At 68.3% G+C, this 26,725-nt stretch carries 23 protein-coding genes; 16 read left to right on the top strand and 7 right to left on the bottom strand.

Annotated features, from left to right (window positions below; all coding sequences use genetic code 11):
* Window positions 1-56: 56 nt before the first annotated feature.
* The 15 genes from WIX39_RS07290 (at window position 57) to WIX39_RS07360 (ending at window position 19,001) form a co-directional block, all read left to right on the top strand.
* Window positions 57-2,864 (top strand): type VI secretion system Vgr family protein, encoded by a 2,808-nt coding sequence (locus WIX39_RS07290; protein WP_409194763.1) that lies wholly within the window; start codon window positions 57-59, stop codon window positions 2,862-2,864.
* A gap of 12 nt (window positions 2,865-2,876) precedes the next feature.
* Complete coding sequence (locus tag WIX39_RS07295; RefSeq protein ID WP_409194764.1) at window positions 2,877-5,474, top strand: DUF2169 family type VI secretion system accessory protein; 2,598 nt, start codon at window positions 2,877-2,879, stop codon at window positions 5,472-5,474.
* Window positions 5,471-6,523, top strand: coding sequence for a pentapeptide repeat-containing protein (locus tag WIX39_RS07300; protein WP_409194765.1), 1,053 nt, complete (start codon window positions 5,471-5,473; stop codon window positions 6,521-6,523). Before WIX39_RS07295 ends, WIX39_RS07300 begins: the two co-directional genes overlap by 4 nt.
* Window positions 6,524-6,558: 35 nt before the next feature.
* Window positions 6,559-7,173, top strand: coding sequence for a DUF3540 domain-containing protein (locus WIX39_RS07305; RefSeq protein WP_409194766.1), 615 nt, complete (start codon window positions 6,559-6,561; stop codon window positions 7,171-7,173).
* Window positions 7,174-7,196: 23 nt separating this feature from the next.
* Window positions 7,197-7,592: a DUF4150 domain-containing protein gene (locus WIX39_RS07310; protein WP_081268481.1), complete on the top strand. Its 396-nt coding sequence runs from the start codon at window positions 7,197-7,199 to the stop codon at window positions 7,590-7,592.
* 70 nt (window positions 7,593-7,662) lie between these two features.
* Entirely contained in the window at window positions 7,663-10,008 is a 2,346-nt protein-coding gene (locus WIX39_RS07315) for a type VI secretion system Vgr family protein (RefSeq protein ID WP_409194767.1), read from the top strand.
* A 3-nt stretch (window positions 10,009-10,011) separates the two neighbouring features.
* Complete coding sequence (locus WIX39_RS07320; protein WP_409194768.1) at window positions 10,012-10,488, top strand: DUF6484 domain-containing protein; 477 nt, start codon at window positions 10,012-10,014, stop codon at window positions 10,486-10,488.
* 17 nt (window positions 10,489-10,505) lie between these two features.
* The gene (locus WIX39_RS07325) at window positions 10,506-11,558 is read left to right on the top strand and encodes a DUF2169 family type VI secretion system accessory protein (RefSeq protein WP_409194769.1); all 1,053 of its coding nucleotides are present in this window, start codon (window positions 10,506-10,508) and stop codon (window positions 11,556-11,558) included.
* A gap of 2 nt (window positions 11,559-11,560) precedes the next feature.
* The gene (locus WIX39_RS07330) at window positions 11,561-12,628 is read left to right on the top strand and encodes a hypothetical protein (protein ID WP_409194770.1); all 1,068 of its coding nucleotides are present in this window, start codon (window positions 11,561-11,563) and stop codon (window positions 12,626-12,628) included.
* Between the two features lie 3 nt (window positions 12,629-12,631).
* Complete coding sequence (locus WIX39_RS07335) at window positions 12,632-13,543, top strand: DUF4150 domain-containing protein (protein WP_106935898.1); 912 nt, start codon at window positions 12,632-12,634, stop codon at window positions 13,541-13,543.
* Window positions 13,544-13,554: 11 nt separating this feature from the next.
* Complete coding sequence (locus tag WIX39_RS07340) at window positions 13,555-14,469, top strand: type VI immunity family protein (protein WP_409194771.1); 915 nt, start codon at window positions 13,555-13,557, stop codon at window positions 14,467-14,469.
* Window positions 14,441-15,151 (top strand): hypothetical protein, encoded by a 711-nt coding sequence (locus tag WIX39_RS07345; protein WP_106935896.1) that lies wholly within the window; start codon window positions 14,441-14,443, stop codon window positions 15,149-15,151. The genes WIX39_RS07340 and WIX39_RS07345 overlap by 29 nt, the downstream gene beginning before the upstream one ends.
* Before the next feature lie 10 nt (window positions 15,152-15,161).
* Complete coding sequence (locus WIX39_RS07350; RefSeq protein WP_234382121.1) at window positions 15,162-16,421, top strand: TIGR02270 family protein; 1,260 nt, start codon at window positions 15,162-15,164, stop codon at window positions 16,419-16,421.
* An 88-nt stretch (window positions 16,422-16,509) separates the two neighbouring features.
* Window positions 16,510-18,150, top strand: a complete 1,641-nt coding sequence (gene tagH, locus WIX39_RS07355; protein ID WP_409194772.1) for a type VI secretion system-associated FHA domain protein TagH — start codon at window positions 16,510-16,512, stop codon at window positions 18,148-18,150.
* 56 nt (window positions 18,151-18,206) lie between these two features.
* Window positions 18,207-19,001, top strand: coding sequence for a PP2C family protein-serine/threonine phosphatase (locus WIX39_RS07360; protein WP_106935893.1), 795 nt, complete (start codon window positions 18,207-18,209; stop codon window positions 18,999-19,001).
* Window positions 19,002-19,095: 94 nt separating this feature from the next.
* On the opposite strand, the gene WIX39_RS07365 is transcribed toward WIX39_RS07360, so the two are convergent.
* The 5 genes from WIX39_RS07365 to tssA all read right to left on the bottom strand — a co-directional run bounded on the left by WIX39_RS07365 (window position 19,096) and on the right by tssA (window position 23,493).
* Window positions 19,096-19,635, bottom strand: coding sequence for a peptidoglycan-binding domain-containing protein (locus WIX39_RS07365; protein WP_106935892.1), 540 nt, complete (start codon window positions 19,633-19,635; stop codon window positions 19,096-19,098).
* A gap of 81 nt (window positions 19,636-19,716) precedes the next feature.
* Complete coding sequence (locus WIX39_RS07370; protein WP_081268470.1) at window positions 19,717-20,196, bottom strand: Hcp family type VI secretion system effector; 480 nt, start codon at window positions 20,194-20,196, stop codon at window positions 19,717-19,719.
* A 155-nt stretch (window positions 20,197-20,351) separates the two neighbouring features.
* On the bottom strand, window positions 20,352-21,845 hold the full coding sequence (tssC, locus tag WIX39_RS07375) for a type VI secretion system contractile sheath large subunit (RefSeq protein ID WP_106935891.1): 1,494 nt from the start codon (window positions 21,843-21,845) through the stop codon (window positions 20,352-20,354).
* 40 nt (window positions 21,846-21,885) lie between these two features.
* Entirely contained in the window at window positions 21,886-22,401 is a 516-nt protein-coding gene (gene tssB / locus WIX39_RS07380) for a type VI secretion system contractile sheath small subunit (protein ID WP_081268468.1), read from the bottom strand.
* A 51-nt stretch (window positions 22,402-22,452) separates the two neighbouring features.
* Window positions 22,453-23,493: a type VI secretion system protein TssA gene (gene tssA / locus WIX39_RS07385; RefSeq protein WP_081268467.1), complete on the bottom strand. Its 1,041-nt coding sequence runs from the start codon at window positions 23,491-23,493 to the stop codon at window positions 22,453-22,455.
* A 71-nt stretch (window positions 23,494-23,564) separates the two neighbouring features.
* On the opposite strand from tssA, the gene tssJ reads away from it, so the two are divergent.
* Complete coding sequence (gene tssJ / locus WIX39_RS07390; protein ID WP_106935890.1) at window positions 23,565-24,077, top strand: type VI secretion system lipoprotein TssJ; 513 nt, start codon at window positions 23,565-23,567, stop codon at window positions 24,075-24,077.
* Between the two features lie 16 nt (window positions 24,078-24,093).
* Here the strand turns inward: tssJ and WIX39_RS07395 are convergent, their stop codons facing one another.
* Window positions 24,094-25,215, bottom strand: coding sequence for a type VI secretion system protein (locus tag WIX39_RS07395; protein ID WP_106937582.1), 1,122 nt, complete (start codon window positions 25,213-25,215; stop codon window positions 24,094-24,096).
* A 5-nt stretch (window positions 25,216-25,220) separates the two neighbouring features.
* Window positions 25,221-26,564 carry a DotU family type IV/VI secretion system protein gene (locus WIX39_RS07400; RefSeq protein ID WP_409194773.1) on the bottom strand — a complete coding sequence of 448 codons (1,344 nt, stop codon included), beginning with the start codon at window positions 26,562-26,564 and terminating at the stop codon, window positions 25,221-25,223.
* Window positions 26,565-26,725: the final 161 nt, after the last annotated feature.

Raw genomic sequence — 26,725 nt, forward strand, 5'->3', positions numbered from 1 at the left:
TGCCCTGTGCACGCACCCCGAAACAAGCGCTTTAAAAAAGACCAAAAGAGAAAAAGATGGCCGACAACGAGTTCCGCATAGAGACCGACTCCCCCGCCAAGGACGACCTGATGTTCTGGCGCATCGTCGGCCACGAAGCACTCGCGCGCCCGTCGGCCTACGAACTCACGGTGCTGTCGAAGAACAAGGCCATCGACGCCAAGGACATCCTCGGGCGTGCATTCGACGTCGTCATCGAATTCAAGGACGCGGACGGCGGCACCCATGAGCGCCACTGCCAGGGCCATGCCGTGCGCTTCGTGCGCACGGGCCACGTGGGACGGCACTACGAATACCGCATCGCGCTGCGCTCCTGGTTCTGGCTGCTCACCAAGCGCAGGAACTCGCGCATCCTGCAGGAAAAGAAAGTGCTCGAAGTGCTCGACGCCGTGTTCGAGGACAGCCCCATCAAGCGCTTCAAGAAAACCAGGGCCGACAACGTCATCGGCACCCACAACCCCCGCCGCTACTGCGTGCAGCACCAGGAAAGCGACTACGGCTTCCTCTCGCGCCTGCTGGAGGACGAGGGCGTGTACTACTGGTTCGACGCGCACGACGCCCCCGGCACCATGCACCTGTCGGACGCCAGCGACATCGCCCACGAGAAGCTGCCCGCCAACGACACGCTGCACCACATGGCCACCGACGCGGCCGAGGCGCGCTTCAACGAAGTGTCGCGCTGGGTGAGCGGGCGGCAGTTCGACACCGGCAAGCATGCGTCGCGCGACAGCGACTTCAAGGCCATCAAGAAAAAACTCGGCGCCGACATCGATGCGTCGGACGAACACGAGCTGGCCACGCTCGAAATGTTCGAGTTTCCCGGCGGCTACTTCACCGGCGACGACGGGGAAAGCCGCGCCAAGCTGCGCGGCGACGAACTCAATGCGCGCCGCGATCGCCACTGGGCGCTGACGCCGTGGCCCGACGCCGCCGCCGGCCGCAGCTTCAAGTTCGAGGGCGACCCCGACGGCACGCGCAACGGCGACTACATCATCGCGGCCTGCACCTTCGTCGCCAGCCATCGCGGCTACGAGGGCGTGAGCGCCGGGTCGGCCGCGCGGCCGGTGCAGGCGGCGCTGGCCGAGGTGCTGCGCGACGACGCCGTCAACGCCGACACGCTGCAAGTGCTCGAGGACCTGATCGCCGCCACGCCCGCGATGGTGGCCGGACAGACCGGCGCCAGCGCCTTCCTGCTCACAGTGATGCCCGCCGAGCGGCCGTTCCGCGCGCCGCGCCTCACGCCGCGCCCGGTCATGCCGGGCCCGCAGACCGCCATCGTGGTCGGACCAAAGGGCGACGAGCTGCACGTGGACGACCACGGCCGCGTGAAGGTGCACTTCCACTGGGACCGCTACGACGAGAGCAACGAGAAGTCGACCTGCTGGGTGCGCGTGTCGCAGCCCTGGGGCGGCAAGGGCTGGGGCGGCTATTTCATTCCGCGCATCGGGCAGGAGGTGATCGTCGATTTCCTCAACGGCGACCCCGACCGGCCGGTCATCGTCGGGCGCGTCTACAACGACGAGCAGCCCATTCCGTACAAGTCGCCCACGCAGAGCGGCTTCAAGACCCGCTCCACGCCCGGCGGCGGTCCCGCGAACTACAACGAGATCATGTTCGAGGACAAGAAGGGCGAGGAGAACATCAACATCCACGCCGAGCTCGACATGAGCCGCAGCGTGGAGCGCGACGACTCGACCACCATCGACCGCGACCAGACCGTCACCGTCAAGCGCGACCAGACCAGCCTGGTCGACCGCGACCGCAAGAGCACCGTCACGCGCAACGACACCAACATGGTGGTGGTCGACCAGAAGAACACCGTCAAGGGCAACCAGAACAACCAGGTGGTGGGCAACCGCACCACCTTCGTCGACGCCGACGACAAGACCATGGTCACGGGCACCAGCCTGAGCGACGTGACCGGCGCGCGCACCGACACTTCGCGCGCCGGCGAAACCCGCAACGTGACCGGCAACCAGACCATCACCGTCAGCGGCAACCTCACCTACAAGGCGGCGAAGATGAGCTTCGAGGCCGGCCACATCGACTGGCTGGTGACGGGCGCGAGCTCCAAGTACATCACCGTGCCCAGCGGCCCGCTGGGGCTGATGGCCGACAAGATCAAGCTGGTGAGCAACACCAAGATCGAGATGATGGCGGTGGGCGACATCAACGCCACCTCCATCGGCTCGAACACCACGGTGCTGGGCTCCAATTCGAGCGGCTACATCGGCACCAACAGCGAAGCCAACATGGGCGTGACGCGCTCGACCTTCATCGGCATGAGCATCGAGAACGCGCTGGCGCTGGCCATGGCCAACGTGCTGGGCGTGAACATCGAGAACACCGCGGGCGTGAAGCTCACCAACTGCGCGGCGCCCGACATCGCGGCAGTGGCGATGGATGTCAAGCAATCGGCGCTGCACACCTTCACGCCGGGGGCCGGCGGCGCGGGCGCCGGGGCAGCCGCGGTGGCCGGCGGACTGGCCGCGGTGGCGGGCGCCGCGTCGGCCTACGTGGACATCGGCGCCACGCTCAAGCAGTACGCCGATGCGGCCGATGCCCTGGGCAAGGCCGCCGACGACGCGCATGCCGAAGGCCTGCACAGCCTGGAAGACCGGCTGCGGGCGCTGGCGGGCAAGGCCCGCAACCGGCGCACCGACGCCATCCTCGGGCTGGTGCCGGTCATGGGCCTGGGGATGCCGCTCGCGGAGGTCTTTTCCAGCGACCCCAGCGGCACCGCCGACCTGGGCAAGGTCAACAACGCCGTCGAGCCCGACGGCTCGGCCCGGCCGCCCGAAGAGCGCGAGCCCGAAGGCGACTAGCCGGGGCGCCGAATGCAAGTCCTCAAGCCCCAGGCGCTCGGCCTCTCGACGCGGCCCATCGAGTTCCGCAAGCGGTTCGGACTCAGCGTCAGCGCGTACCTGCACCTGCCTTTCGCGCAGGGCGAGCGCGGCACGCTGTGGGCCGAGCAGTCGATGTGGTCCTTTCTGGCGAAGGAAATGGCGCAGCCGCTGATCGACGAAGGCGTTGCCAAGCTCACGCCCGAGTTCCTGGTGCACGGCAAGGCCTTCGCGCCGCCCGGCCGGCCCGAAGCCTGCGCGGTGCGCGCGCGCTTCGGCGCGTGCGAGAAGACGCTGCTCGTCTTCGGCGAGCGGCACTGGGAGGGCACGCGCGCCAGCGCGCCGCGGCCCTTCGAGTCGCTGCCGCTCGACTGGGCCGCCGCCTACGGCGGCGCCGATTTCGCGCAGAACCCGCAAGGCCGGGGCCGGCAGGCGCGCGACGGCGTCCTGTGGCTGCCGAACACCGAACTGCCGCAAGACCGCCTGCTGCGGCCCGACCAGGCCATTGCGCCGGCCGGCTTCGGCGCGCTCGACCTGATGCATCCGCAGCGCGCGCAATACCGCGGCACCTACGACGCCGACTACCTGAAGCTGCATGCGCCGGGCTTTGCGCCCGACACCGACTGGCGCTACTTCAACCTCGCGCCTCCCGACCAGTGGATGGCCGCGCCGCTCGCCGGCGACGAGGCCTTCGCCTTCGACAACATGCACCCGCAGAAGCCGCGCATCGAAGGCCGCCTGCCGGGCCTGCGCGCGCGCGTGTTCGTCGGCTACAGGATCGCCGGCAGCAGCGAGCCCAAGGTGCGCGAAGTGCCGCTGCGGCTGACCACCGTGTGGTTCTTCCCGCACGCGGAGCGCTGCATCGCGATCTTCCAGGGGCTGGCCGAGGTCGGCACCGACGACGGCTCCGACGTGGCCAGCCTGATGGGCGCGGTGGAGCGCACCGGCGAGCCGCGCAGCGACGCGCACTACCTCGAAGCCGCCGCCAGACGCGCCGACCCGAAGATGGGCCCCGTCCACGCCATCATCGACAGCGACCTGCTGCCCGAAGGCATCGGCACGCTCGACCCCGACGTGGAAGCCGCCAAGGCGCCGTTCGGCATGGACGGCCTGCAGGGCGAGGCGCAGTACCGCCGGGCCGAGATGGACGTCGAGTTCGCGCGCGACAAGGCCATGGAAATGGGCAAGGACCCCGACGCGCTCGGCATCAGGATGCCGCCGCGCGAGAAGGTGCCGGTGGGCGACGCGCTGCCCCCGTACCTCGAGAAGAAGATGAAGGAGGCCGACGCGCAGGGCTGGGCCGCCGTCGAAGACGCCGTGACCGTGCTCGAGAACGCGCTGGAAGCGGCGCAGCAGCACCGCATCGACCTTGCCAAGGTGCAGCACCGCGGCCCGCCGCTCTACAGCGCCGAGAAGCACCTGGCCGAGATGCAGGCGCAGGCGGCAGGCAGCACCCGCAAGGTCGACCTGATGCCGATGTTCGGCAGGCTCTGCGAACTCGAGGAAGTGCAGCGCAAGGGCTACCTGCAGTCCGCGCATGTGCAGCCGCCGGCCTTTGCGATGCCGGCCGATGCGGCAGCGGCATTGCGCGCGGAAATGACGCGCGCCATCGCGGCCGGCATCAGGCTGTTCCCGCGCGCCGATTTCACGGGTGCCGACTTCTCGGGCCTCGACCTGCGCGAGGTCAACTTCGAAGGCGCATGGCTGGAGAGCGCCGACTTCAGCAACGCCAACCTCTCGGGCGCCATTTTTTCGGGGGCGGTGCTCGCGCATGCGAACCTCGAAGGCGCCATTGCCATCGGCGCCGGCTTTCGCGAGGCCAACCTCGGCAAGGCGCGGCTCGCGCGCGGCGTGTTCGACGGCTGCGATTTCTCGCACGCCACGCTCATGCATTGCGCCTTCGGCGGCACGCAGATGCGGCGCGCCAACTTCACGAAAGCCCGGCTGCTCGACACCACCTGGGGCGAGGCGGACTGGACCGGCGCGCTGCTCGCGGGCCAGGTCTTCCACAAGCTCGACCTCAAGGGCATGCGCTGGCCCGAGGCCGACCTGTCGGCCTGCAACTTCATCGAATGCGACCTCACCGGCGTGGACATGCACGAAGCCACGCTCGCAGCCGCAACCTTCGTCACCTGCAAGCTCGATGCCGCCCGGCTCATGGGCGCGAAGTGCGCCGGTGCCGTGGCCGTGAAGGGCACCAGCCTCGCCGATGCCGAGATGGGCCTGGCCGACTTGCGCAACTTCAACTTCGGCGCCTCCGACCTGCGCGGCGCGAAGCTGGTGCGTGCCGTGCTCGACGGCGCCAACCTCTGCGACGCGCGGCTCGAGGGGGCCGACCTGCGGCTGGCCAGCGCCAAGGGCGTGCTGATGCGCAAGACCGTGTGCACCGGAGCGCTGCTGTCGGGCGTGAACTTCAGCGACGCGGTGTTCCAGTCGGCCGACCTGCGCGGCGCCGACCTGCGGCGCAGCAACCTCTTCGGCGCCGACCTGAGCCGCGTGCGGCTCGACGGCTCGACCAGCTTCGACGGCGCGCTGCTCCAGCGCGCGCGCACCTGGCCCCGTCTCACCCCTGAACAGCAGGCCGCGGCATGACACCCCTATTGCTCGCCATTGCCGTCGGCGTCGGAGAGACGCTGGAAGGCCTCGACCTGCGCAAGGGCCAGTTCGCGAAACTGCCGCTGGGCGGCGGCGTGTTCTCCAGGGTCAACCTTGCCGAAGCCGACCTGCGCGCGGCAGACCTGCGCGAGACCGTGTTCGACCAGTGCGACCTGCGCGGCGCGCTCGTCTCCGGCGCGAACCTTCGCAAGGCCGTGTTCAACCGCTGCCTGCTCGACCACGTCGACCTGCGCGAGGCCAACCTGCACGGCGCTGTGTTCACCGAATGCGACCTGACGCACGCGCAGCTGGCCGGCAGCGTGCTCACCATGGCCACCGTCGCGAAGTGCCGGCTTGACCATGCGGTACTGCGCGGCGCGCAGCTCGACTCGGCCGTGCTCAGTCAGTCGGTGCTGCTGGACGTGTGCGCGGACGACACCAGCTGGCACTACACCACGGTGAACGAGTGCGACCTGTCCCACCTCACATGGACCGGCGCGCGCATGCTGCGCAACGTGTTCTTCAAGACCTCGCTGAAGGGCATGTCGTTCGCGGGGCTGGCGCTGGAGGGCTGCCAGTTCTCGTCCACCGACCTGGGCGGCGCGGACTTCAGCGGCATCGTGCTGCGGCAGTGCAACTTCCAGGCCGCGCGGCTCGATGGCGCCAAGTTCGCGAAGGCGGTGGCGCCTTCGGCGATCTTCTGCGAGGCGGGTGGCACCGGTTGCGACTTCTCCGGCGCGCAGCTGAGGCAGGCGCTGTTCACCGGGGCCACGCTGCCGCAGGCCGACTTCTCGGGCTGCGACCTGTACCAGACGCACTTCGCGGGCGCGAAGCTGCGCGGCGCCAACTTCACAGGCGCCGAACTCACCTATGCCGATTTCCGCCATGCCGACCTCGGCTCCGCCGACCTGCGCCGCGCCACGCTGATGCGCACCGTGCTGCATGGCGCCAATACGCAGGACGCGCAGATGACCGACCGCGCACGCGCCATGGAAAGCGATCCGGAGCTGGAGAAGTCCGAGCGCTGGCAGCCGCTGGTCGCATGACCCCACATCGAAGCCAAGCAACGGAGGAACACACCATGAAGACAAGCAGCCTGAAACCGGCGTCCGCCCAGGCCATCACCGGCCAGTGGTGCGTCGGCGTGCTCGGCCGCGACGAGGTCGGCGCGCTCGTCGTCGACAGCGGCGGCCTGCGGCTTCGCACGCGGCGCGCGGCGAGCTGCCTGCTCGAACCCGCCGCCGGCGACAGCGTCGCCTGCCTGCGTATCGCCCCCGACGAAGTCTGGGTCATGGCCGTGCTGCAGCGCGAGGAGGGCACCGCCAACGTCGTCAGCTGCGAGGGCGGCAACATGCGCATCGCCGTGGAAGGCGGCCGGCTCGAACTCGCGGCCGAAGAGCTCGACGTGGCCACCCGGCGCACCCGCCTGGCCACCGACACCGCGGACGTCGTCGGCCGCCAGCTCACCGTGGTGGGCACCGGCATCAAGCTGGTCGGCTCGGTGCTGTCGTCGGTGATGGACCGCGTGCAGCACTTCAGCAAACACTATCTGCGCACCACCGACGGCATCGACCGCGTGGCGGCCACGCACCTGGAGTGCGAGGCGAAGCAACTGCTGCGGCTCGAAGGCGAGCACACGCTGGTCAACGGCCGCGAGCTCGTCAAGGCGCGCGGCGCGCAGATCCACTTTGGTTGAAGCGGCAAGGGGAGAGAAAACAAATGTTCGCCAACTGCCAGCTGATGGGCACCGACATGGGCTTTCCCGATGTCTGCATCACGCCCGCCGCGCCGTCGCCCATTCCGGTGCCGTATCCGAACATCGCGATGGGGCCGATGGCGATTCCGAACTGCCCCACGATCCTCATCATGGGCGGGCCGGCGCACAACCTCGGCACCACCATTCCCATGACCAACGGCGACAACGCGGGCGTGATGCTGGGCGTGGCCTCGGGCACGGTGATGGGGCCGAGCCGCCATCTCACCGGCGCCTTCACGGTGCTGTGGATGGGCATGCCCGCGTCGCGGCTCACCAGCACGTCGCTGCAGAACAGCACCAACTGCCCGGGCGTGCGAACGGTGCCGAGCCAGCCGCTGGTGCTGCTGCTGGCGCCGTAAGGCTGCGCCGCCGCATGGGCGGGCCGGCGGTGCGATTCGGGAGGGGAACGAAAGAAAAGGGGCGCAAGGCATGGCCGATCACAAGTTCAGCATCCAGGGCGATTCGCCCGTAGTCGACAAGCTCATGTTCTGGCGCATCGTGGGCCACGAGGTGCTGGCGCGCCCTTCGGCCTACGAGCTCACCGTGCTGACCGACAACGAAAGCATCGATGCAGTGGACATACTTGGCCGCTCCTTCGACGTCGTGATCGAGTTCGCCGATGCCGACGGCGGCACCCACAAGCGGCACTGCCAGGGGCATGCGGTGCGCTTCACGCGCGTGGCGCAGAGCGGGCGTTTCCTCGAGTACCGCATCAGCCTGCGCTCTTGGTTCTGGCTGCTGAGCAAGCGCGTCAACGCGCGCATCCTGCAGAACAAGCCGGTGCTGGGTGTGATCGATGCGGTGCTCGACGACAGTCCGGTCGGCAGCCTCAAGAAGCTCAAGGCGGGCGGCGTGGTCGGCCCGCATGAGCCCCACGTGTACTGCGTGCAATACCGCGAGAGCGACTACCAGTTTCTTTCGCGCCTTCTGGAAGAAGAGGGCATCTACTACTGGTTCGACGCGCACGACGCGCCGGGCACGCTCTACCTTTCTGACACCAGCACGCTGGCGCACGAGAAGCTGCCCGCCGCCGACACGCTGAACCACGTGCAGCGCGGCGCATCGGAAGGGCGCTTCAACGAGATCACGCGCTGGATCAGTTCGCGCCAGTTCGAATCGGGCAAGTTCGCGTCGCGCGACCGGGACTTCAAGGTCATCAGCAAGCAGCTGCGCGCCGACAAGGGCGACCCCGACACGCACGAGCTGTCGGACCTCGAAGTGTTCGAGTTCCCGGGCGGCTACCAGTCGGGCGACGACACCGACAACCTCGCGCAACTGCGGCTCGACGAACTCATCGGCCGGCGCCAGCGCCACTGGGCGCTGACCGGCTGGCCCGACGTGACCGCCGGGCGCAGCTTCGCCTTCAAGGGCGACCCCGACGGCAAGCGCGACGGCGACTACCTGATCGCGGCGTGCACCTTCGTCGCGAGCCACCCCGGCTACGAAGGCGCCAACTTCCCCGAGAGCCGGCGCTCGATCGACGCGGTGCTGCACGACGCGCTGGCCGACGACCCCGTCAACACCGGGCTGGGCGAACTGGTGGGCGACCTGATCGCGCAGACGCCCGCGCTGAGCACCGGCCAGCGCGCGAGCAGCAGCTTCCTGCTCACGGTGATTCCGCTGAACACGCCCTGGCGCCCGCCGCGCCTGACGCCGCGCGTGACCATGCCCGGCCCGCAGAGCGCCATCGTCACGGGCCGCAGCGGCGAGCAGATATGGACCGAGGAGCACGGCCGCGTGAAGGTGCAGTTCCACTGGGACCGCTACGGCAAGAACGACGAGAACAGCTCATGCTGGGTGCGCGTGTCGCATCCCTGGGCCGGCAAGAGCTGGGGCGCGGTCAGCATTCCGCGCATCGGCCAGGAAGTGATCGTCGATTTCCTGGACGGCGACCCCGACCAGCCCATCATCGTCGGGCGCTTCTACAACGGCGAATCGATGGCGCCCTTCGGCCTGCCGGCCGGCGCCGTGGTGAGCGGCATCAAGTCGAACACGCACAAGGGCAAGGGCTACAACGAACTGTCGATGGACGACACCGCCGGCAAGGAGAAGGTGACCATCCACGGCCAGTACGACATGAACACCACGGTGGAGCACAACCAGACGACCACCGTGCACAACAGCCGTACCGACACCATCGACGTGGACGACTCGGAGAGCGTGGGCAACAACCAGACGCAGCACGTGGGCGTCAACCAGACCATCTCCATAGGCTCCAACCGCGGCGAGACCGTGGGCGGCACCGAGACCATCACCATCACCGGGCATCGCACCGAGACCGTGAACGGCGGCGAGACCGTCACCGTGACCGGCGGGCGCAGCCACACCGTCAACGGCATGCAGACCACCACCATCTCGGTGGCGGAGGCGCACACCGTGGGGGCGGGCCGCATGCACAGCGTGGGCGCGGGCGAGGCCATCAACGTGGGCGGCGTGCAGACCGTGTCGGTGGGCGGCGCGCAGATGGTGAGCGTGGGCGGCGTGCAGAAGGTCAACGTGGGCGCGCTGCAGTCGATCACGGTCGGCGGCCCGCACAAGCTCTCGGCGGCGGTGATCGCCGAGACGTCGAAGGGGCCGATCAAGATCAAGGCGGGCGCGATCTGCATGGTCGAGGCGCCCACCATCATGCTCAAGGCGGGCGGCAGCAAGATCGTCATGAACGCCAGCGGCATCACCATCAAGGGCGCCAAGATCACCATCAAGGCCGACGGCACCGCGTCGTTCAAGGCCGGCGGCTCGATCAAGATCAAGGGCTCCAACCTGGGGGAGGACTGAGCCGTGGAAGACCACACCGATCTCCGGAGCGCGCGCAGCGTGCTGCACAGCGTGGCGGCCTGGTCCAAGCTGCCGGGCCAGGGCGTGGCGGTGGCCGCCTTCGCCGGCTTCGATGCCGAGGGGCGCTTCCTCGTCACGCTGGGCGAAGGCATGGCGCCGGTGCAGGCGCTTTCCACGGTAGGCCTGGCGCCCGGCGATGCCGGTGCGGCCATCGTCGTGGCCTTCGAGCAGGGCGAGGTGCGGCACCCGGTCATCGTCGGGCGTGTGCAGCCGCCGCGCAAAGAGGCACCGCCCGTGCTCGACGCGCGCGTGGACGGCGAGCGCGTCGTGCTGCAGGGGCGCGAGCGCATCGAGCTGCGCTGCGGCGACGCCAGCATCGTGCTCACGCGCGCGGGCAAGGTGCTGATCAACGGCAACTACGTGCTCACGCGCTCGCGCGGCGCCAACCGCGTCAAGGGTGCCTACGTGGGCATCAACTGACGAACGAGGCACCCGCCATGTGGCAGCTCGACAACCGTACACCCTATGCCGCCGAACGCACCTGGGTGCGCGACCGCGACGGCGCGGAGATCTGGCTCGTGGCGGTGAAGTGCAGCTTCGATGTCTCGCCCGATGGCCAGACGCGCGTCGCCGCCGGACAACCGCCCGTCGCGCAGGCGCCCGTCTTCGTCGACGAGGCCGCGCCCCGGCCCAGCCTGCTCTACGAGATGGACCTGGTGCGCACCAAGCAGACGACCGACGTGCTGCTGATCGGCAATGCGCATGCGCCCGGCGGCGTGCCCGTGACGCAACTCGACGTGGGCCTGCGCGTCGGCCCCATCGCCAAGCGCCTGCGCGTGACCGGCGACCGCGTGTGGCTGGGCGGCGCGCCATCGGAGCCCAAGCCTTTCAGCACCATGCCGCTGGTGTGGGAGCGCGCATACGGCGGCATCGACCCGTGGACGCGCGACGCGCCGTTGCCGCAGTTCGACGTGCGCAACCCGGTGGGCACGGGCTTTGTGATGGAAGCGGCGCATGCGGAAGGCGTGCGGCTGCCGAACATCGAGTATCCGGATCAATGCGTGCGGGCGTGGAGCGACAGGCCGGAGCCTGCAGGGTTCGGGCCGCTGTGCAATCACTGGCAGCCGCGCGCGGGGTTTGCGGGGACGTATGACGAGGCTTGGCAGCGGGACCGGATGCCACTGTTGCCTGTGGATTTCGATGATCGGCACTATCAGTGCGCGCCGGGGGATCAGCAGGCGCCGCAGTTTCTGGTGGGTGGAGAGCCGGTGTTGATGGTGCATCTGGCGCAGCAGTCCGATATCCGCTTCACACTGCCGCGCGTGCTGCTGGGCTTCGAAACCTTCTTCTCCGACGGCACGCAGGTACTGCATGAGCGACCGCAGTTGCACACGGTGATCCTCGAGCCGGCGGTGATGCGTGTTTCGCTGGTCTGGCACAGCGCTTTGCCTTGCCATCCCAAGGTTCACAAGCTGCTGAAGACGCGCATCGTCGAGAAAAGGCTGTTGCGCCTGGGCGAGAGCGCGCCGGAGCAGGCGATGGAGGCCTGAGCATGGCGGTCAACGCATTGCAGATCCTCGGGCTCGGCGCCAGCACGCCGATAGGGCGCAATGTGTGGGCCAGTGCCGCCGCGGCGCGCGCTGGCGTGTGTGGCTTCTCCGAGCACCCGTACATGGTCGACACGGCCGGCGAGGCGATGCGTATCGCGCGAGCGCCCTGGCTCGACGTGGGCCTCGGCGGTGCCGCGCGGCTGGGCGCACTGCTGCTGCCGGCCATCGAGGAGGCGTTGGCGCCGTTGACCGACCTTGGCGGAAACCTCTCGCCGCGCATCGGCCTTGCACTGGCGCTGCCGCCGCCTCGGCCTGGCCGGCCCGATGGCCTGGCCGATGACGTGTTGCAGGCCATACGGGAGCGCATGGGGGATCGATTCGCCCGTATCGCCCGCTTCGAGGTCGGCCATGCAGCAGGCCACATGGCGGTGGCTGCCGCCGAGGCTGGTTGTGCGCGTGATGCCTTCGATGCGTGCGTGGTGGCGGGCACCGACTCGTACCTCGCACCCGAGACGCTCGAATGGGTCGAAGCCTGCGATCAACTCCACGGCGGCGGCCCGCTCAACAATGCCTGGGGCTTCATTCCCGGCGAGGCAGCTGGCGCGGTGTTGTTCGGAACGCCTCGCTTGGCGCAGCTGTGCGGCATCGCACCACTGGGTGAACTGGTGTCGGTTGGCATCGGCATGGAGTCCAGGCTCATCAAGACGGACACGGTGTGCATCGGCGAGGGCTTGACCCAGGCCTTCCGCGCCGCGCTGCGGGCCCTTGCGCCCGGCGAGCAAGTGGACAACGTGGTCTGCGATCTCAACGGAGAGCCCTACCGGGCCGACGAGTTCGGCTTTGCCACGCTGCGCCACGGAGAACACTTCCGCGCGGCATCGGATTTCATCGCGCCAGCCGACTGCTGGGGCGACGTGGGTGCGGCGGGGCCGCCGCTGCACATGGCGCTGGCTGTCATCGCCAATCGCAAGCGCTACGCCAAGGGGCCGGTGTCGATGGTCTGGGGCAGTTCCGAGTCGGGCGAGCGCGGTGCGGTGCTGGTGCGCTGCGCGGGACCGATGGGAGGCTGAGTCATGCCGCTCACCATCAGGGTCAACGGCACCAGCCTCACGCTGGTCCACAAGTTCAGCATCGGCATCAGCACCGCGACGATTCCCGACGTGTGCAAGACGCCGAGCCCCGGTGGTCCTGTGCCGGTTCCCTATCCGAACATCGCCAATTCGATCACGCTGTCGAGCGGCACCAGCACCGTCAAAGGCGACAAGGCGATGGCTGCGAACAAGGGTTCGAAGTTCGCCATTTCCAACGGTGACAACGCAGGCGTGGCGGGCGGCGTGAAGTCCAGCACCTTCATGAAGGAGGCAACCTGGATCCTCTATTCCTTCGACGTGAAGATGGACGGCAAGAACACGGCCCGGCTCACGGACAAGATGTTCCACAACTCCGAGAACGCGGCGAATCTGGGCGGGGTTGCGCAGCAGCCGCTGATCGCTGCTTTGGGGGATGCTGCCCTGGCGCAAGAGCTTTGCGAAGCCGCGTGCCAGGCCTTGAAAGACAAGGAAGCGGCTGACGCCAAACTACCGCCAGGGAAGGCTTCCACTGACCAATACCAGCGCCGCATGCGCGACATCATCGATCCCAAGGTCGCCGGTGTGCGCGGTGGCAGACCAGGCCTGCTCACGGAGGTCTCGCAGTCGAATGTTGGGAAACTCATCGGCAAATATGGCAAGGATGTCAGCAGTAGTCTTGGAAAAGCCAGGTGGGACATCATCCTGCTCGAGGCAGGGGTAGCCGTTGGGAAAAAGGCGCTGACACTCGCCGATGTGAAACATATCGTCGAGGTGAAGTTTCCCAATGACTCGCCTACGGACAATCAAGACATTCTGCGAAAAACACACCCGGAGACGGACAAGAAGCTGACGGAGATGAAGGTCAGGAAAAAAGGGGCAAAGGACGCCAAAGACGCCGACTGCCTGTGTACCTGAAAGGAAAATTTATGGATGAGTCCCTGTTCACCCTGATGGACGATGGCGAGAGCTTGGCGACGCCCTGCGTCGAAATCGTCGCATTTGCCTTCGGCTTGCCTGAGAACATTGGAGCGGGCCTTGCGCGATTTCTGCGCGCGTACATGGACGCCTTTGGCAATCAGCAGCGTTTCTATCGCACTGGCGACATGAAGCGCTTCCGCGTTCAGGATGCCAAGGCGACTGAGGGACCGAATCACTGGTTTTTGGACCCGGACATGCTCGCAACCAAAATACTGAGCCACAGAGCGCATTCGGGCAAGAAAGCCGGCCAGATTCAGTCGCCCGCGATAAGGATGTCGTTGGCCGGACCCTTGGATCCGTCGCGCTTTGTGCTGCGCATGTCGCTGCCCGTCGAGTGGGGCGACCATCCCGAGCAGGTGATCGCGCTGGCCCAGGAGGCGCTTGCCGAACTCCCGCTTCACAGTGGATATGCCGGCTACTCTTTGCTCTGGGAGGACGCGGATTCATTGGTGGATCGGAAAGTCCTCCAATGGTCGATACCGCTGATGCTGCGGTATCCAGGCCTCGGCTACGGCGACGCCTTGCGCATGTCGAATGGAGCGCTGCATGGTGTCGCGGCCGTCAATTGGTTGACCTTCCTCGGGGCCGATGCGGCGGCGGCGCTTGGCGGTCTGGCAGCCCTTGAGCGAAGTGCCCCCTTGGGGGTGTCCGCGCTTGCGCTCGGCAAGGCCGGCGTGATCTTGCGCGCCGGCGATGCGCCGCAGATCGGTGACGTGAATCGGCAAGACACCGTGCCGATCTATGGCGCCGTGGGCAAGCTTGTCGCGCATGTGGTGGCGCCCGACGAGGCGCTGGACCAGATATTCATCAAAGGCATGTCCGAGGAGGCGGCGCATGACTGGCTTCGACGCTTCTTCGTCTGAGCGCTACAGCGGCCTGGTTCTGCTCCAGGCCATGCTGGAGCAAAGCCCGGAAGGATCGGTCGGGCTCGTGGAGCGGCGCGTTCGCGTCTTTCTCGATGCGGTCGATGCGGGGTTCTTCTTCCCGGGGAGGCGGCTTCCTGCTGTGCCGGCCGAGCTTCGCGTCGCCGGTAGGTCGTTGCAGGCGCGGCTGCAAGTCGTGGATCTCCCTGTTGCGGCCTTGGATGTGCTGGGTGGCATGCTGGCGGATTGCCGTCAGCACGAAGTCCTTTTCCACGCGGCGCATGCCATGCTGGGACAGCGCGAGCTTGACTTGCTGAGCGAGAGAGGCGTGCGTCCGGCCGCTCCGGAGGAACCGCCGTTCGCCGCTGAGTTCCCGGAGAACCTGGGTGGTAACCATGCCTTGCTGGTCGAGATCGAATTCGCACAGCCGGTGCAGCCCGAGGTCGGGCAGGGCCTGCTCGAAACCCTTGCGTTGTGGGACGCGTTGACGCTTGCGTATCGATCCGACCCTGAGGATGCGGTGGAAGTCAGCGGTGCGCAAGCCATCTTCAACGATCCGCGCACCATCCACTACTACGAATGGATCTGGGACAACGCGGACGCAGAAGCATGGGATCTGATCGTCAATCTGTGCTGCGCCTGGCACGAGACACTGCCCATCGTGCGGGTGCACTTCGAATAGGAGCTTGCCCGTGGACTCCGACACGCTGTCTTCCGTTGTCGTCGAACACGCCGACGAAGCCTCCTTCCTCTGGCTCCAACGCACCAGCGCGGTCCACGCTCCCAACTACTCGCCCCAGCAGTTCGCCGACCTCGACGAACGCCTCGCCGCCCACGTCGACGGCTTGCGCGTTGCCGGCGATGAAGGCTGGCAGCATGCCCTGGCGCTCACCGACAACGAAGGCCCCGAAGACTTCTTCGTCGCCGCCGTGCTCGCCATCGAGGCGGTCGATGGCCGCTTCGACGATCTGGTGGAGCGCGCCAAGGACCTGCCCGAGGTCGTGCCCGGCCTGATCTCCGCGCTGGGCTGGGTCGAGCCGAAGTATCTGGGCGGCCGCGTCAAGGCCTTGCTCGAAGACGCATCGCCATTGCGGCAGAAGCTCGGCGTGGCGGCCTGCGCGCTGCATCGGCGTGATCCGGGCGCCTTGATTGGGCAGCTGCTCGCAGATGCGCCAGACAGCGTGCGCATCCGCGCGCTGCGTGCAGCCGGCGAGCTGGGCCGTGCCGATCTGCTGTCGCAGGCCCGGTCGCTGCTCGGAGAGGCCAAGCCCGAGCTGCGCTTCTGGGCCGCGTGGGCGGCGGTGCTGCTCGGCGACCGGGCGCAGGCGCTCGATGTGCTCTCGGCCTTTGCGCTGAAGAGCGGGCCGCGCCAGCCGCGCGCGTTCCAGCTCGCGCTGCAGGCGATGGAGCCGGCACCGGGCCATGCGCTGCTGCTCGACAGCGCAGCGCTGCCCGAGGCGCAGCGCCTGCGCATCATCGGCTCGGGCTTCATCGGGGACGCGCGCTACGTGCCCTGGCTCATCGAGCAGATGGCGCAGCCGGCCACGGCGCGCATTGCGGCGGAGGCCTTCGTGACCATCACGGGCGTGGACTTCAACCTCGCGCAGATGGAGGTTCCGCCGCCCGACGGCTTCGAGGACGGACCGACCGACGACCCCGACGACGACAACGTGGAGCTGCCCGAGGACATCGCCTTGCCCTGGCCCGACATCGACAAGGTCCGCGCGTGGTGGCAGCAGAACGGCGCGCGCTTCGTCCCCGGCGTGCGGCTCTTCATGGGCCAGCCGGTCTCGCCCGACGGCTGCACGGGTGTGCTGCGTGAGGGCTTCCAGCGCCAGCGCGTGGCGGCGGCGCTGCACCTGGCGCTGCTCGACGCGCACGCGCCGCTGTTCGCAACCAGCGCGCCGGCGTGGCGGCAGCAGCGCTGGCTCGGCGACGGCATACCTCTTTAGGCGAGATTGCCAACATGCCCCACGGAATGAATACTCCTTGCGAGTTTGTTCGGGCGCATTCAGGCACAGAGCCTTCGGGGGCCGATTCATGATCCATATCGCTGTCATCACCCGGCAAGGCGCTCCGGCCGGGCAGGCCATTGCCGCGGACTTCGGCCCCAACGGCGGCACCATCGGCCGGGCCGACACCAACACGCTGGTGCTCGACGACCCGGACCGCACCGTGTCGCGCGTGCATGCGCAGGTGCTGTGCCGCAACGGGCAGTACTTCGTCATCGACCGGGGCAGCAACCCGATGCAGTGCAACGGCGTGTCGCTGGGCTCGGGCAAGGAAGCCGCGCTGACCGACGGCGCGCGGCTGGTGGTGGGCAGCTTCGAGCTCACGGTGCGTGTCGCGGCCGCCGCCGCGCCGCCGTCACTCGCCATTCCGAACACCGTGCTGGGGGGCTCTGCGGCGGTGCCTGCCGCGCCGACGAGCGACGACCCCTTCGCCGACTTGCTCGCGGGCCTCGCGCCACCGGCCGCACCGGCCGCACCGGCCCCTGCAGCGGCACTGCCTGAATCGCTGCTGTTCCCCGATCCGATGGAAAGCGGCTCGCGCAACGCGCAGGCCGCGCAGATCGATCCTTTCGCCAACCTGCTCGGACCCACGCCTTCGTCTGCACCGGTGGCCGGCCTGGGCGCGCTCGACGACTTCTCCGACCTCGGCGCTCCGCCCGCGCACGGCAAGGCCACGGGCATCGACGAACTTTTCGGCGGCATGCACGGCGGTGGCGGCGGCATCGGCGGCGATCCGCTGGCGCTGTCGCCGCTGGCCGATCCGCTGCTGCAGCCCAACACCGCATCCGACGCCGATCCGCTGGCCGCGCTGCAGCGCGCCGCGCCCGCCACGCCGGCAGCGCGCGCGGACCACCTGCCGATCGACCAGTTCGGCTTCACGCCGCCGAAGGCGATCGACAGTCCGGCGCCCGCGCAGCCGGTCGCGAACTTCGACGACATGACCGGCCAGCCCATACGCATCAGCGGGCCGGAGAGTTCCGGCAAGCCCTTCGAGCCGCCCGCGCCGCCTGTGGTGCCTGTGGCGCCTGTGGCGCCCGCCCCGGTCGCGCCACCAGTGGCGCCCAGGCGCGCGGCGAGCGACGACGAACTGCTCGCCGCCTTCCTGCGCGGCCTGGCCAGCACCCACCAGCCGCCCGAGATGCTCACGCCCGGCCTCATGGAGCGCATCGGCTCGATGCTGCGCAGCGCCACAGAAGGCACGCTGCAGCTGCTGCTCACGCGCCAGGAGTTCAAGCGCGAGGTGCGCGCCGAGGTCACGATGATCGCGGCGCAGGCCAACAACCCGCTGAAGTTCTCGCCCACGGTGGAGGTGGCGCTCGCGCACCTGCTGGGCCCCGGCGTGCGCGGCTTCATGCCGCCAGAGGCCGCGATGCGCGACGCCTTCGACGACCTGCGCGCGCATCAGTTCGGCGTGATGGTGGGCATGCGCGCGGCGCTGGCCCATGTCATCGCGCGCTTCGAGCCGGCCGAGCTGGAGAAGAAGATCAGCGCCAGGACCGCGCTCGACGCGCTCTTCAGCGCCAACCGCAAGGCCAGGCTGTGGGACCAGTTCGTGTCGCTCTACGGCGGCATCGCGAGCGAGGCGGAGGACGACTTCCACAGCCTCTTCGGCAAGGCCTTCCTGCAGGCCTACGAAGAGCAGATGGCGCGCCTGAAATCGGACGCCTGACGCAGAAAAAGCACGGCAGCAACAACGACAACCGCAGCATTCGCGAGGCACCCCGCTTGGAAATCGAAATCGTCACGCTCTCCCGGCAGGGCGGCCGCACCTACAACGAGGACGTGCACGGCCACTGGCACGACGCGCGTCATGTCGCCTGCCTGGTCGCCGACGGCGCGGGCGGCCATGGCGGCGGCGACGTGGCGGCGGCCACCGCGCGCGCCAGCATGCTCGGCGGTTTCTCGGCCGCGCCGGGGCTGGACGAAGCCACGCTGCGCCGTCTGGTGGAGCAGGCCAACCTCGACGTGGTGGCGCGCCAGGCCGAGGGCGGCAAGCTCGCGGGCATGCGCTCGACCATCGTGTTCGCGGCCATCGACCTGGAAGACCATGCGCTCGCCTGGGTGCACAGCGGCGACAGCCGGGCCTACCTGTTCCGCGGCGGCGCCATCGTGGCGCGCACCACCGACCACAGCCTGGTGCAGCAGATGGTGGCCGGCGGCATGCTCGACGAAGAGGGGGCGCGGCTGCATCCGCAACGCAACATGCTGCTGTCGGCGCTGGGCTCGGTCGAGGAGGCGCCCGACATCGCGGTGTCGGACCGGATGCGCCTGCTGCCCGGCGACGTGCTGCTGCTGTGCAGCGACGGCGTGTGGGAGCCGCTGGGCGACGAGTGCCTGATCGACACGCTGCACGCCTCGCGCACGCCCACCCAATGGACCGAGCTGATCGATGCGCAGGTCAAGGCCAACGCCAAGCCGGGCCACGACAACTACACGGCGCTCACGCTGTGGGTGATAGAGGACGACGGGGACGACGTGACCCGGCTGATGCCGGAGAACGCGATGCCGACGGATTCCTGAATCCTCTTGCCTGCGCAGAAAGGAAAAGGGCCCGCAGCGATCGCTCCGGGCCCTTTGCGCATCAGCCGGGTCGGCTGTTCCTTCGGTCCTCCGTTCAGGCGCCGCCCGTGGTCGGCACCGTCTGCGGCGCGACGTAGGTGTACTTGCTGGCCGTCTTCTTGACCCGCTTCAGCGCGCTGCGCAGCAACAGCGGCATGTCCTGCCGGTTCGGCAGGTTGCTGTAGTTGTCGATGCCCTGCGCGTCGCAGAGGTTGGCGCAGCCGTTGTTGAGCAGGTCGAGTGCGTAGCGCGTCTTGCTGATCGTGCTGCTCGCGCCCACCGCCCGGTACGGATCGAAGATGCCGTCCGGCTTCAGGTTCTGGCCGCGCGCGATCGCCTGTTCCTGGAAGTGCACGATGTGCCTCTGCGTGATCGGCCCCTTCTGGCCGTCCACGACGATCACTGCGTTCTCCCCGGGAGGTGGATCGAAACCGCCGTTGAAGCCGAGCAGTTCGTAGTAGAAGATCCTGAACAGCGCCTGCACCAGCATCACGTCTTCGCGCGTGTTGGAGCCGATCAGGCCGACGGACCAGTCGATGTTGTAGGCCGTGCGCGGATTGCCGCTCGAGCCGATGAATGGGGTGCTGAATGCCATGGCATTGCTCCGGTTGAGGACACGTCGGGGCCGGCCCGGGCGCTTGCACGCCCGATGCCGCACCTTGGCGTCCGTCGCCCGTCAGCGGGTTTCGGTGGTCGGCACGTTCCAGCCGAACTTCACTTCGCCGCCGGCCGCACCCTTGTCGTCCTGCGCCTTGTAGGCGAACTCGATGTCCTTGAACGAGCAAAGAACCTGCTCGTGCACGTCGCCGCCCTGCGCGCCGCCGGGGCTCACGCCGGAGATGAAGACTTCCTTCATGGTGACCTTCAGGTACTCCTGCTGGCCTTCGCCGGCCTTGCGGCAGGTCAGGACCATGTCCTTGAAGTGCTTGCCGCTCACGCAGTTCTTGGCCAGCACCGGAGAGGCCTTGTCGTAGGTGTGCGTGAAGTGGAATTCGCCGGGCGTGGCCTTGCCCTTGCCGGAACCGCCGCCGGAGCCCGCGCCCGACGAGTTGCTCACGTTCCAGGACCACGACGAGATCTCGATCTCGTCCTTGTGATCCTTGTGGGAAGACTCGCCCTTGACGCCGTCGAGCTTGATGTGAAAGTCAGAAGACATGTTCCTACTCCTTGGAACCCGATTGCGTTCGGGCGGTTGTTGATGATCCAGACGGTTTCCTGGGCTGCCGGCGGCCTGCGGTGAAAGCCGGTGCGCGGCAGCTGTTGATAGAACGAAACGGAAGCCGGAATTTCAAGAAAATTCCGGCCTGTTTTTCATGCGCCGCCCTTGGCGGAAGGCAGCTTCGACACCAGGCGCAGCGAAACCGTGAGGCCTTCGAGCTGGTAGTGCGGACGCAGGAAGAACTTGGACGTGTAGTAGCCCGGGTTGCCTTCCACTTCCTCGACGACCACCTCGGCGGCGGCCAGCGGCTTTTGCGACTTGGTGATCTCCGAGGAGTTGGCCGGGTCGCCGTCCACGTAGTTCATGATCCATTTGTTGAGCCAGCGCTGCATGTCCTCGCGCTCCTTGAAGCTGCCGATCTTGTCGCGCACGATGCACTTGAGGTAGTGCGCAAAGCGGTTGCAGGCAAACAGGTAGGGCAGGCGCGCCGCCAGGTTGGCGTTGGCCGTGGCGTCGGGGTCGTCGTACTCGGCCGGCTTGTTGAGCGACTGGGCGCCGATGAAGGCCGCGAAGTCGGAGTTCTTGCGGTGGATCATCGACAGCAGGCCGGCCTTCGAGAGTTCGGCCTCGCGCCGGTCGCTGATGGCGATCTCGGTGGGGCACTTCTGGTCCACGCCGCCGTCGTCGCTCGGGAAGGTGTGCAGCGGCAGGTTCTCCACCGCGCCGCCCGATTCGATGCCACGGATGCGCGAACCCCAGCCGTAGAGCTTGTATGAGCGGTTGATGTTGGTCGCCATCGCGTAGGCCGCATTGGCCCAGGCGTACTTGTTGTGGTCGGCGCCGGCGGTGTCCTCCTCGAAGTCGAACTCTTCCACCGGATTGGTGTTCGCGCCGTAGGGCGTGCGCGCCAGGAAGCGCGGCATGCACATGCCGATGTACTTGGAGTCGTCCGACTCGCGCAGGCTGCGCCAGCCGGCGTACTCCGGCGTGAGGAAGATCTTGGTCAGGTCGCGCGGGTTGGCGAGCTCCTGCCAGGACTCCATCTGCATCAGGTTCGGGCTTGCGCCGGTGATGAACGGCGCGTGCGCCGAAGCGGCGATCTTGGCCATCTCGCCGAGCAGTTCCACATCAGGCGGGCTCTGGTCGAAGTGATAGTCGCCCACCAGCGCGCCGAAGGGTTCGCCGCCGAACTGGCCGTACTCCTGCTCGTAGATCTTCTTGAACATCGGGCTCTGGTCCCAGGCCGCGCCCTTGAACTTCTTCAGGCTCTTGGCAAGGTCCGCCTTGGAGATGTCCATCACCCGGATCTTCAGGTTCTCGTCGGTCTCGGTGTTGTTCACCATGTAGTGCAGGCCGCGCCACGCACTCTCGAGCTTCTGGTAGTCGGGGTGGTGGATGATCCTGTTGACCTGGTCGGTGAGCTTGGCGTCGATCGCGGCGATCATGGCCTGGATCGACTTGGTCACGTCCTTGCCGATGACGGTGCTGTTGCTCAGCGCCTGCTGCGCCAGCGTGAGCACGGCGGCCTCGACGGCGCTCTTGGCTTCGTCGCTGCGCGGCTTGAATTCCTTCTGCAGCAGCGACGAGAAATCGCTGCCCGCGTACGCGACATCTTTCAGCGCGCTCTGTTCGAGTGCTTCGGCCATGGTGGGTACTCCTCGTTAACCGGTGTGTGTGTGTCGGGGGTCAGGCGGCGGGCGTGCTGCCGTCTTCGGGCTTCTTGCTCGCGGCCAGCGTCTGCAGCAGGGCCGGGTCTTCCAGCACCTTGGCCAGCAGGTCTTCGGCGCCGCCCTTGCCGTCCATGTAGGTGACGAGGTTCGACAGCTGGGTGCGCGCCTCGAGCAGCTTGTTCAGCGCGCCCACCTTGCGGGCCACGGCGGCGGGCGAAAAATCTTCCATGTTCTCGAAGGTGAGCTCCACCTTCAGGTCGCCTTCGCCGGTGAGAGAGTTCTCCACCGCGAAGGCTGCGCGCGGCTTCATGGCCTTCATGCGCGAGTCGAAGTTGTCGACGTCGATCTCCAGGAACTTGCGGTCGGCCACCGGCGCGAGCGGGTCGGCGGGCTTGCCCGACAGGTCGGCCAGCACGCCCATCACGAAGGGCAGCTGCACCTTCTTCTCGGCCCCGTAGAGCTCCACGTCGTACTCGATCTGGACCCGGGGCGCCCGGTTGCGGGCGATGAATTTCTGACTGCTCTTGGCCATGGAAGATGCTCCTTGCGGGTGTGAATGGGGCGGTTGTGTTGTGGTGCTGGCTTATTCGGAAGGGCGTCGGCCCGTGACCGTCTCGATGGTGTCCATCGCGTTGGGCGCGAGGTTGGCCATGATCTCGAGGAAGCTCACGCCGATGAGCTTCTTCGCGCGCTCGATCAGCAGCGGCGCGGGGTTGCCGGGCTCGGCCTGCTCGAGGTAGCGGATCACCCGGTCGAGCATCTGCACCGCGTCCTGGCGGTTCTGGATCTCGCCGCGCGGGGCTGCGGGATGTGCGGCCGCGGCGCTTGCGTCCTGCGTGCCCGCATCGCCCTCGCCGGTTGCCGCGCCCGCGGCATCCGCCGGCGCGCCGCTGGCCGCGGCGCAGGCCTTGTTCAGCACGCGGCCGATGCCGCGCAGCGCGTCGAAGTCGACCGCGTCGGCACGACCGGTGCGATCGACGATGAGCCTGTGCAGGCGATCGATCAGCGCGGGCACCTCGACGGCAGCCTGTATGGCCTCGGGCCGCTCGGCCTGTATGGCTTCGAGCCCGCCCTGCACCTGCGCCATGGAATACGCCGCCTCGCCGCCGACGGCGGTGAGCGCGTTGTGCGCAATGGCGATGTCGCGCACGCGGATCGGCCCGACGCCGCGCGCGATGCCGACCTGCGCGTCGTACAGGTCGCGCAGGCCCATGCCTTCGTCGGTCAACGGCGCGAGCGCGTTCAGGCGCATCGTCGGATCGTTGTCGTCGTCCGCATCGAGCTTTGGATGTATGCCGTCCCAGAAACTGTCGAGCAGGTCGGTCAGCAGGCGCAGCCCCGCGGCGAAACCGGCAACGCCCTGCAGGCGCGTGGCGGCGCGCAGCAGCAGCACCGCGGCGCGCAAGTCCTTGCTGCGGCGAAGGATGGCGTCGGACTGCTCGGCGACTTCGCGCCACTCGGGCTCGACCGCGGGAATGACCGTGTCGCCGAACTGCTGCTCCGGCTTGCCTTGCGCGGCCGAGACGAGCGCGGTGAAGTCCGCGTCGTACTCCAGGTCGTCGCCGCACGGCGATGCTTCGCCGATGGGCGTGAGCAGTGCGGCGGCAAGTTGGTTGTTCAGCATATTGCCTGTTGAAGTTGGCTGGTGATAATCAAAGATGCGTCTTGACCGGTCAATGCAACGAAGGGAATAGCATGCGCACGCTGGGTACACACCATTCGTCCTATGAGAGCTCCTGCGCCGCGCTGCCGCGGCGTCGCATCGCCGTTCTTGGCCTTGCTGCAGCGGGTCTTTCGCTCATCGGATGCGCGAGCAAGCCGGTGGTGACGACCGTCGCGGTCTCGCTCACGGCGGGCCCCGACGCCAACCCCGATGCGCGCGGACGCGCCTCGCCGCTCACGGTGCGCGTGTATGCGCTGAAGTCGCCTGGCCCGTTCGAAGGCGCCGACTTCTTCTCGCTGTTCGAGAAAGACCAGGCCACGCTGGGCGCCGAACTCGTGCAGCGCGAAGAAGTGCTGCTGCGGCCCGGCGAAAGCAGAAAGCTCGACTTCAACCTGCCGCCCGACGCCAAGGCGATCGGCGTGATGGCGGCGTTCCGCGATCTCGACCGCGCGCGCTGGCGCGAGGTGCGCCCGGTCACCACCGGCAAGGCGCAGTCGCTCGACGTGCTGCTCGGCGCGCGGCAGATGCGCATCGACGCGAAGTAGCGCCGCGGCCCTGCTGTCAGGCCGTGGCGCCGGCGGGCGATGGGCGGCCCGGCCGCACCAGTGGCTGGTCGGCCGGCAGGAAGCGGCCGAACAGGTCATCAACGAAGGCCGCGCCCGCGCCGTGCACGGGCGATGCCGCAGCCGTCAGGTAGAGGCCGCGCCAGCGCGTCGCGCGCGTGCCCTTGCCGTGGTTCGCGAGCAGCACCTGCGCGAAGGTGCGCAGCCCGGGCTGCAGCGCGCGCACCGCTTCCACGAATTCATGCACCGCGAGCCGGTCCGCGGCGCTGGCCTGCCGATGCAGCAGGCTCATTCGCAGCGCATGCAGGTGCCGGGCGAGCGGGTCGAACACCGCATCGAGCCGTTCGCGCGGCGGCGTGGCAATGGCGGCCGAGGCGTCGGTCAGCCGATGGCCCACGGCCTGAGAGAGCACCTCGGGCGGCAACGCGCCGCGCAGCACCGCATAGCCCGGGAGCTGTTCGAGCCTGGTGACGACGAGGTACGTGGGAAGCTGCAGTCGCAGGGTGTCTGCGGTCTCGTCGAGCAGGCGGCGCATTCGCGCGGCCAGGGCCGCGAGTTCGCTCTCGTCGGCATGCAGCAGCTCTTGCGCTGACACGCACGCGACCATGCCGTTGAGCGGCAGGCGATGTCGCCGCTCGGCCAGTGCCAGCAGCGACTGCAGCCACAGGCCGCGCTGCGCCGGCGTGTCGGCAGCCTTGCCGACCGCGCCGGGCGGAATCTCGATGGACACGGTGGCGCCGGTCAGCCACCAGTGCCACCGGGCATCTGCCTTGGCTTCGCCTGCGTCGTGCGCGGGCAGGCGCTCGCCATGCGCCGCAGAAAGCAGGCCGCACACGTTGGCGGCGGCATTGCCGAAGAACAGGAACCATGGAACAGGCGCGCGCGGGCGGCTGCGCTTCAGGGCCTGCTGTGCCTGCGCCATGCCTTCCCTGAGCGCGGCGGCGGCCAGGTCCGTGTCGCCCGCTGCTTCTGACGCGGGGACGCCGAGTGCCTCGATGCGCCGCTGCAGCGCGCGGCGCCGCGCTCCGCGTCCGGCATCGCGCACCACGCCGTACAGCAGCGCGAAGCCCGCGAGGCACAGCGCCAGCAGCAGCCAGAAGCGATGGTCGTGCGAAAGCATGGCGGTCACCGCGAAACCGTCTCCAGGAAAACGAAGTCGGCGATCAGCCGGTCGCTGTTCTTGCCGGCCGCGACGGTCTCTCGCAGCCGCAGCAGGTAGTCTGACGCGGGCTCGAAAGGCGGCCGGTCGGCGGTTTCGGTGAACGGCGTCGGCGCCGAGAGCGCGGTGATCAGCACGCTGCCGAAGGGCGGGCTCACGAGCCAGCTCGACGGGATCTCGCGGCCCAGCGCCAGTGTTTCGCCCGCATGCAGCTTCGTGGGCGCCTGCCCGGCGTTGAGGTGCATGACCGCGCCGTCGGCCGTGTAGTAGTCGACCCAGATGTAGCTGTCGTGGCGCGGCGCCACCACCTGCACGCGCACCGGGTCGCCTTCGCGCAGCTTGCCTTCGAGCGCGGAGGGCGAGTCGATGTCGAGCCCGTAGGCCCGCTCGCGGTTGCGCGCCTGGTAGGGCTTGATGATGGCGAACACCTCGCAGTGCGGCCACACGCGCAGGCCGACGTCGAAGCTCGGCGATTTCACGCCGGGCACCATGGCCACTTCGCGCTCCACCCGCGACAGGTCGCCGGGCAGCGAGACGAAGCCGGACACGCGCGTGCGGCCCTCCGTGTCCACGGTGGCCGTGAGGTCGGCGCAGGCAAAAGTCTGCAGGTGCTGCTCGATGCGCTGGCTCAGTCCGGAGCCGGCCGCGGGCGGCCCGGTGGACCACAGCCACAGCAGGTAGAGCAGCGGCAGCAGCAGCGCGAGCGCAGCGCCGGCGCGCAGCAGCGCGCGGTCGCGCCGGTGCGTGTCGTTGGGGCCGCGCGGGTCGGGCACGCTGTACGGCTGCGGCGTGATGCGGTCGTGCGCCAGGCTGTCGGCCGCGAGCGGGCGCAGCTGCAGCTGGCGGCCGTGCAGGTCCTTGAGTTTTCCGAGCTCGCCCTGGTCGCCGTCCTCGAAGTAGTACTGGCCCTTGAAGCCCAGCACCAGCGCGTGCCAGTAGACCTCGCGCACGTCGTTGTCCTGCGCGCCCAGGGCCGACAGGTGGTGGAAGAACTCGCTGTGCGCATTGTTCGAGTTGAAGAGCTGCGCCTGCAGCGGCGAGGGGCCGCTGCCCGCATCCGAGCCCGCCGTCGCTTCCGGGTGGCGCGCGAGGATCTCGTCGATCCACGCCACCATCGCGAACACGGCCGACTCGACCTGCGGCGCGGGCGTGCCCGCGGCGGCCGCTTCGGCGCGCGCGGTGTCGAGCAGCTGCATGGCCTTGCGCTGCACCGTCGCGAGCGCGGGCATCGGGCGCCCGGCGGCCGCCGATGCATCGAGGGCGAGGCCGTATGCGATGAAGCCGGAGAAGCAGTCGAGCAGGCGAGCCATGGAGGTGCCTGCTCAGGCGTGCATTGCGAAGGATGCCTTGCACCGGCGTCTGCAGCGATGGCACATGCCTATGTCCCCGGTTCCTTCGAGTAGGCTTTCATTGTTTCAAACGGGCCGGCGGGGGCGCCATACCGCTTGGGGCCTATGCCGTTGGTGGGGCG

Origin of the sequence: Variovorax sp. AB1(2024) (assembly GCF_037482385.2) — a bacterium.
Taxonomy (GTDB): domain Bacteria; phylum Pseudomonadota; class Gammaproteobacteria; order Burkholderiales; family Burkholderiaceae_C; genus Variovorax.

Bases quoted from the DNA above. Each gene is read 5' to 3' on its own strand.
- tssJ (WP_106935890.1), top strand. From the start codon at position 23,565: ATGCGCACGCTGGGTACACACCATTCGTCCTATGAGAGCTCCTGCGCC.
- tssC (WP_106935891.1), bottom strand. From the start codon at position 21,845: ATGGCCGAAGCACTCGAACAGAGCGCGCTGAAAGATGTCGCGTACGCG.
- WIX39_RS07370 (WP_081268470.1), bottom strand. From the start codon at position 20,196: ATGTCTTCTGACTTTCACATCAAGCTCGACGGCGTCAAGGGCGAGTCT.
- WIX39_RS07300 (WP_409194765.1), top strand. From the start codon at position 5,471: ATGACACCCCTATTGCTCGCCATTGCCGTCGGCGTCGGAGAGACGCTG.
- WIX39_RS07345 (WP_106935896.1), top strand. From the start codon at position 14,441: ATGACTGGCTTCGACGCTTCTTCGTCTGAGCGCTACAGCGGCCTGGTT.
- WIX39_RS07315 (WP_409194767.1), top strand. From the start codon at position 7,663: ATGGCCGATCACAAGTTCAGCATCCAGGGCGATTCGCCCGTAGTCGAC.
- WIX39_RS07295 (WP_409194764.1), top strand. From the start codon at position 2,877: ATGCAAGTCCTCAAGCCCCAGGCGCTCGGCCTCTCGACGCGGCCCATC.
- WIX39_RS07395 (WP_106937582.1), bottom strand. From the start codon at position 25,215: ATGCTTTCGCACGACCATCGCTTCTGGCTGCTGCTGGCGCTGTGCCTC.
- WIX39_RS07290 (WP_409194763.1), top strand. From the start codon at position 57: ATGGCCGACAACGAGTTCCGCATAGAGACCGACTCCCCCGCCAAGGAC.
- tssB (WP_081268468.1), bottom strand. From the start codon at position 22,401: ATGGCCAAGAGCAGTCAGAAATTCATCGCCCGCAACCGGGCGCCCCGG.
- WIX39_RS07310 (WP_081268481.1), top strand. From the start codon at position 7,197: ATGTTCGCCAACTGCCAGCTGATGGGCACCGACATGGGCTTTCCCGAT.
- tagH (WP_409194772.1), top strand. From the start codon at position 16,510: ATGATCCATATCGCTGTCATCACCCGGCAAGGCGCTCCGGCCGGGCAG.
- WIX39_RS07330 (WP_409194770.1), top strand. From the start codon at position 11,561: ATGGCGGTCAACGCATTGCAGATCCTCGGGCTCGGCGCCAGCACGCCG.
- WIX39_RS07400 (WP_409194773.1), bottom strand. From the start codon at position 26,564: ATGGCTCGCCTGCTCGACTGCTTCTCCGGCTTCATCGCATACGGCCTC.
- WIX39_RS07335 (WP_106935898.1), top strand. From the start codon at position 12,632: ATGCCGCTCACCATCAGGGTCAACGGCACCAGCCTCACGCTGGTCCAC.
- WIX39_RS07305 (WP_409194766.1), top strand. From the start codon at position 6,559: ATGAAGACAAGCAGCCTGAAACCGGCGTCCGCCCAGGCCATCACCGGC.
- WIX39_RS07325 (WP_409194769.1), top strand. From the start codon at position 10,506: ATGTGGCAGCTCGACAACCGTACACCCTATGCCGCCGAACGCACCTGG.
- WIX39_RS07365 (WP_106935892.1), bottom strand. From the start codon at position 19,635: ATGGCATTCAGCACCCCATTCATCGGCTCGAGCGGCAATCCGCGCACG.
- WIX39_RS07340 (WP_409194771.1), top strand. From the start codon at position 13,555: ATGGATGAGTCCCTGTTCACCCTGATGGACGATGGCGAGAGCTTGGCG.
- tssA (WP_081268467.1), bottom strand. From the start codon at position 23,493: ATGCTGAACAACCAACTTGCCGCCGCACTGCTCACGCCCATCGGCGAA.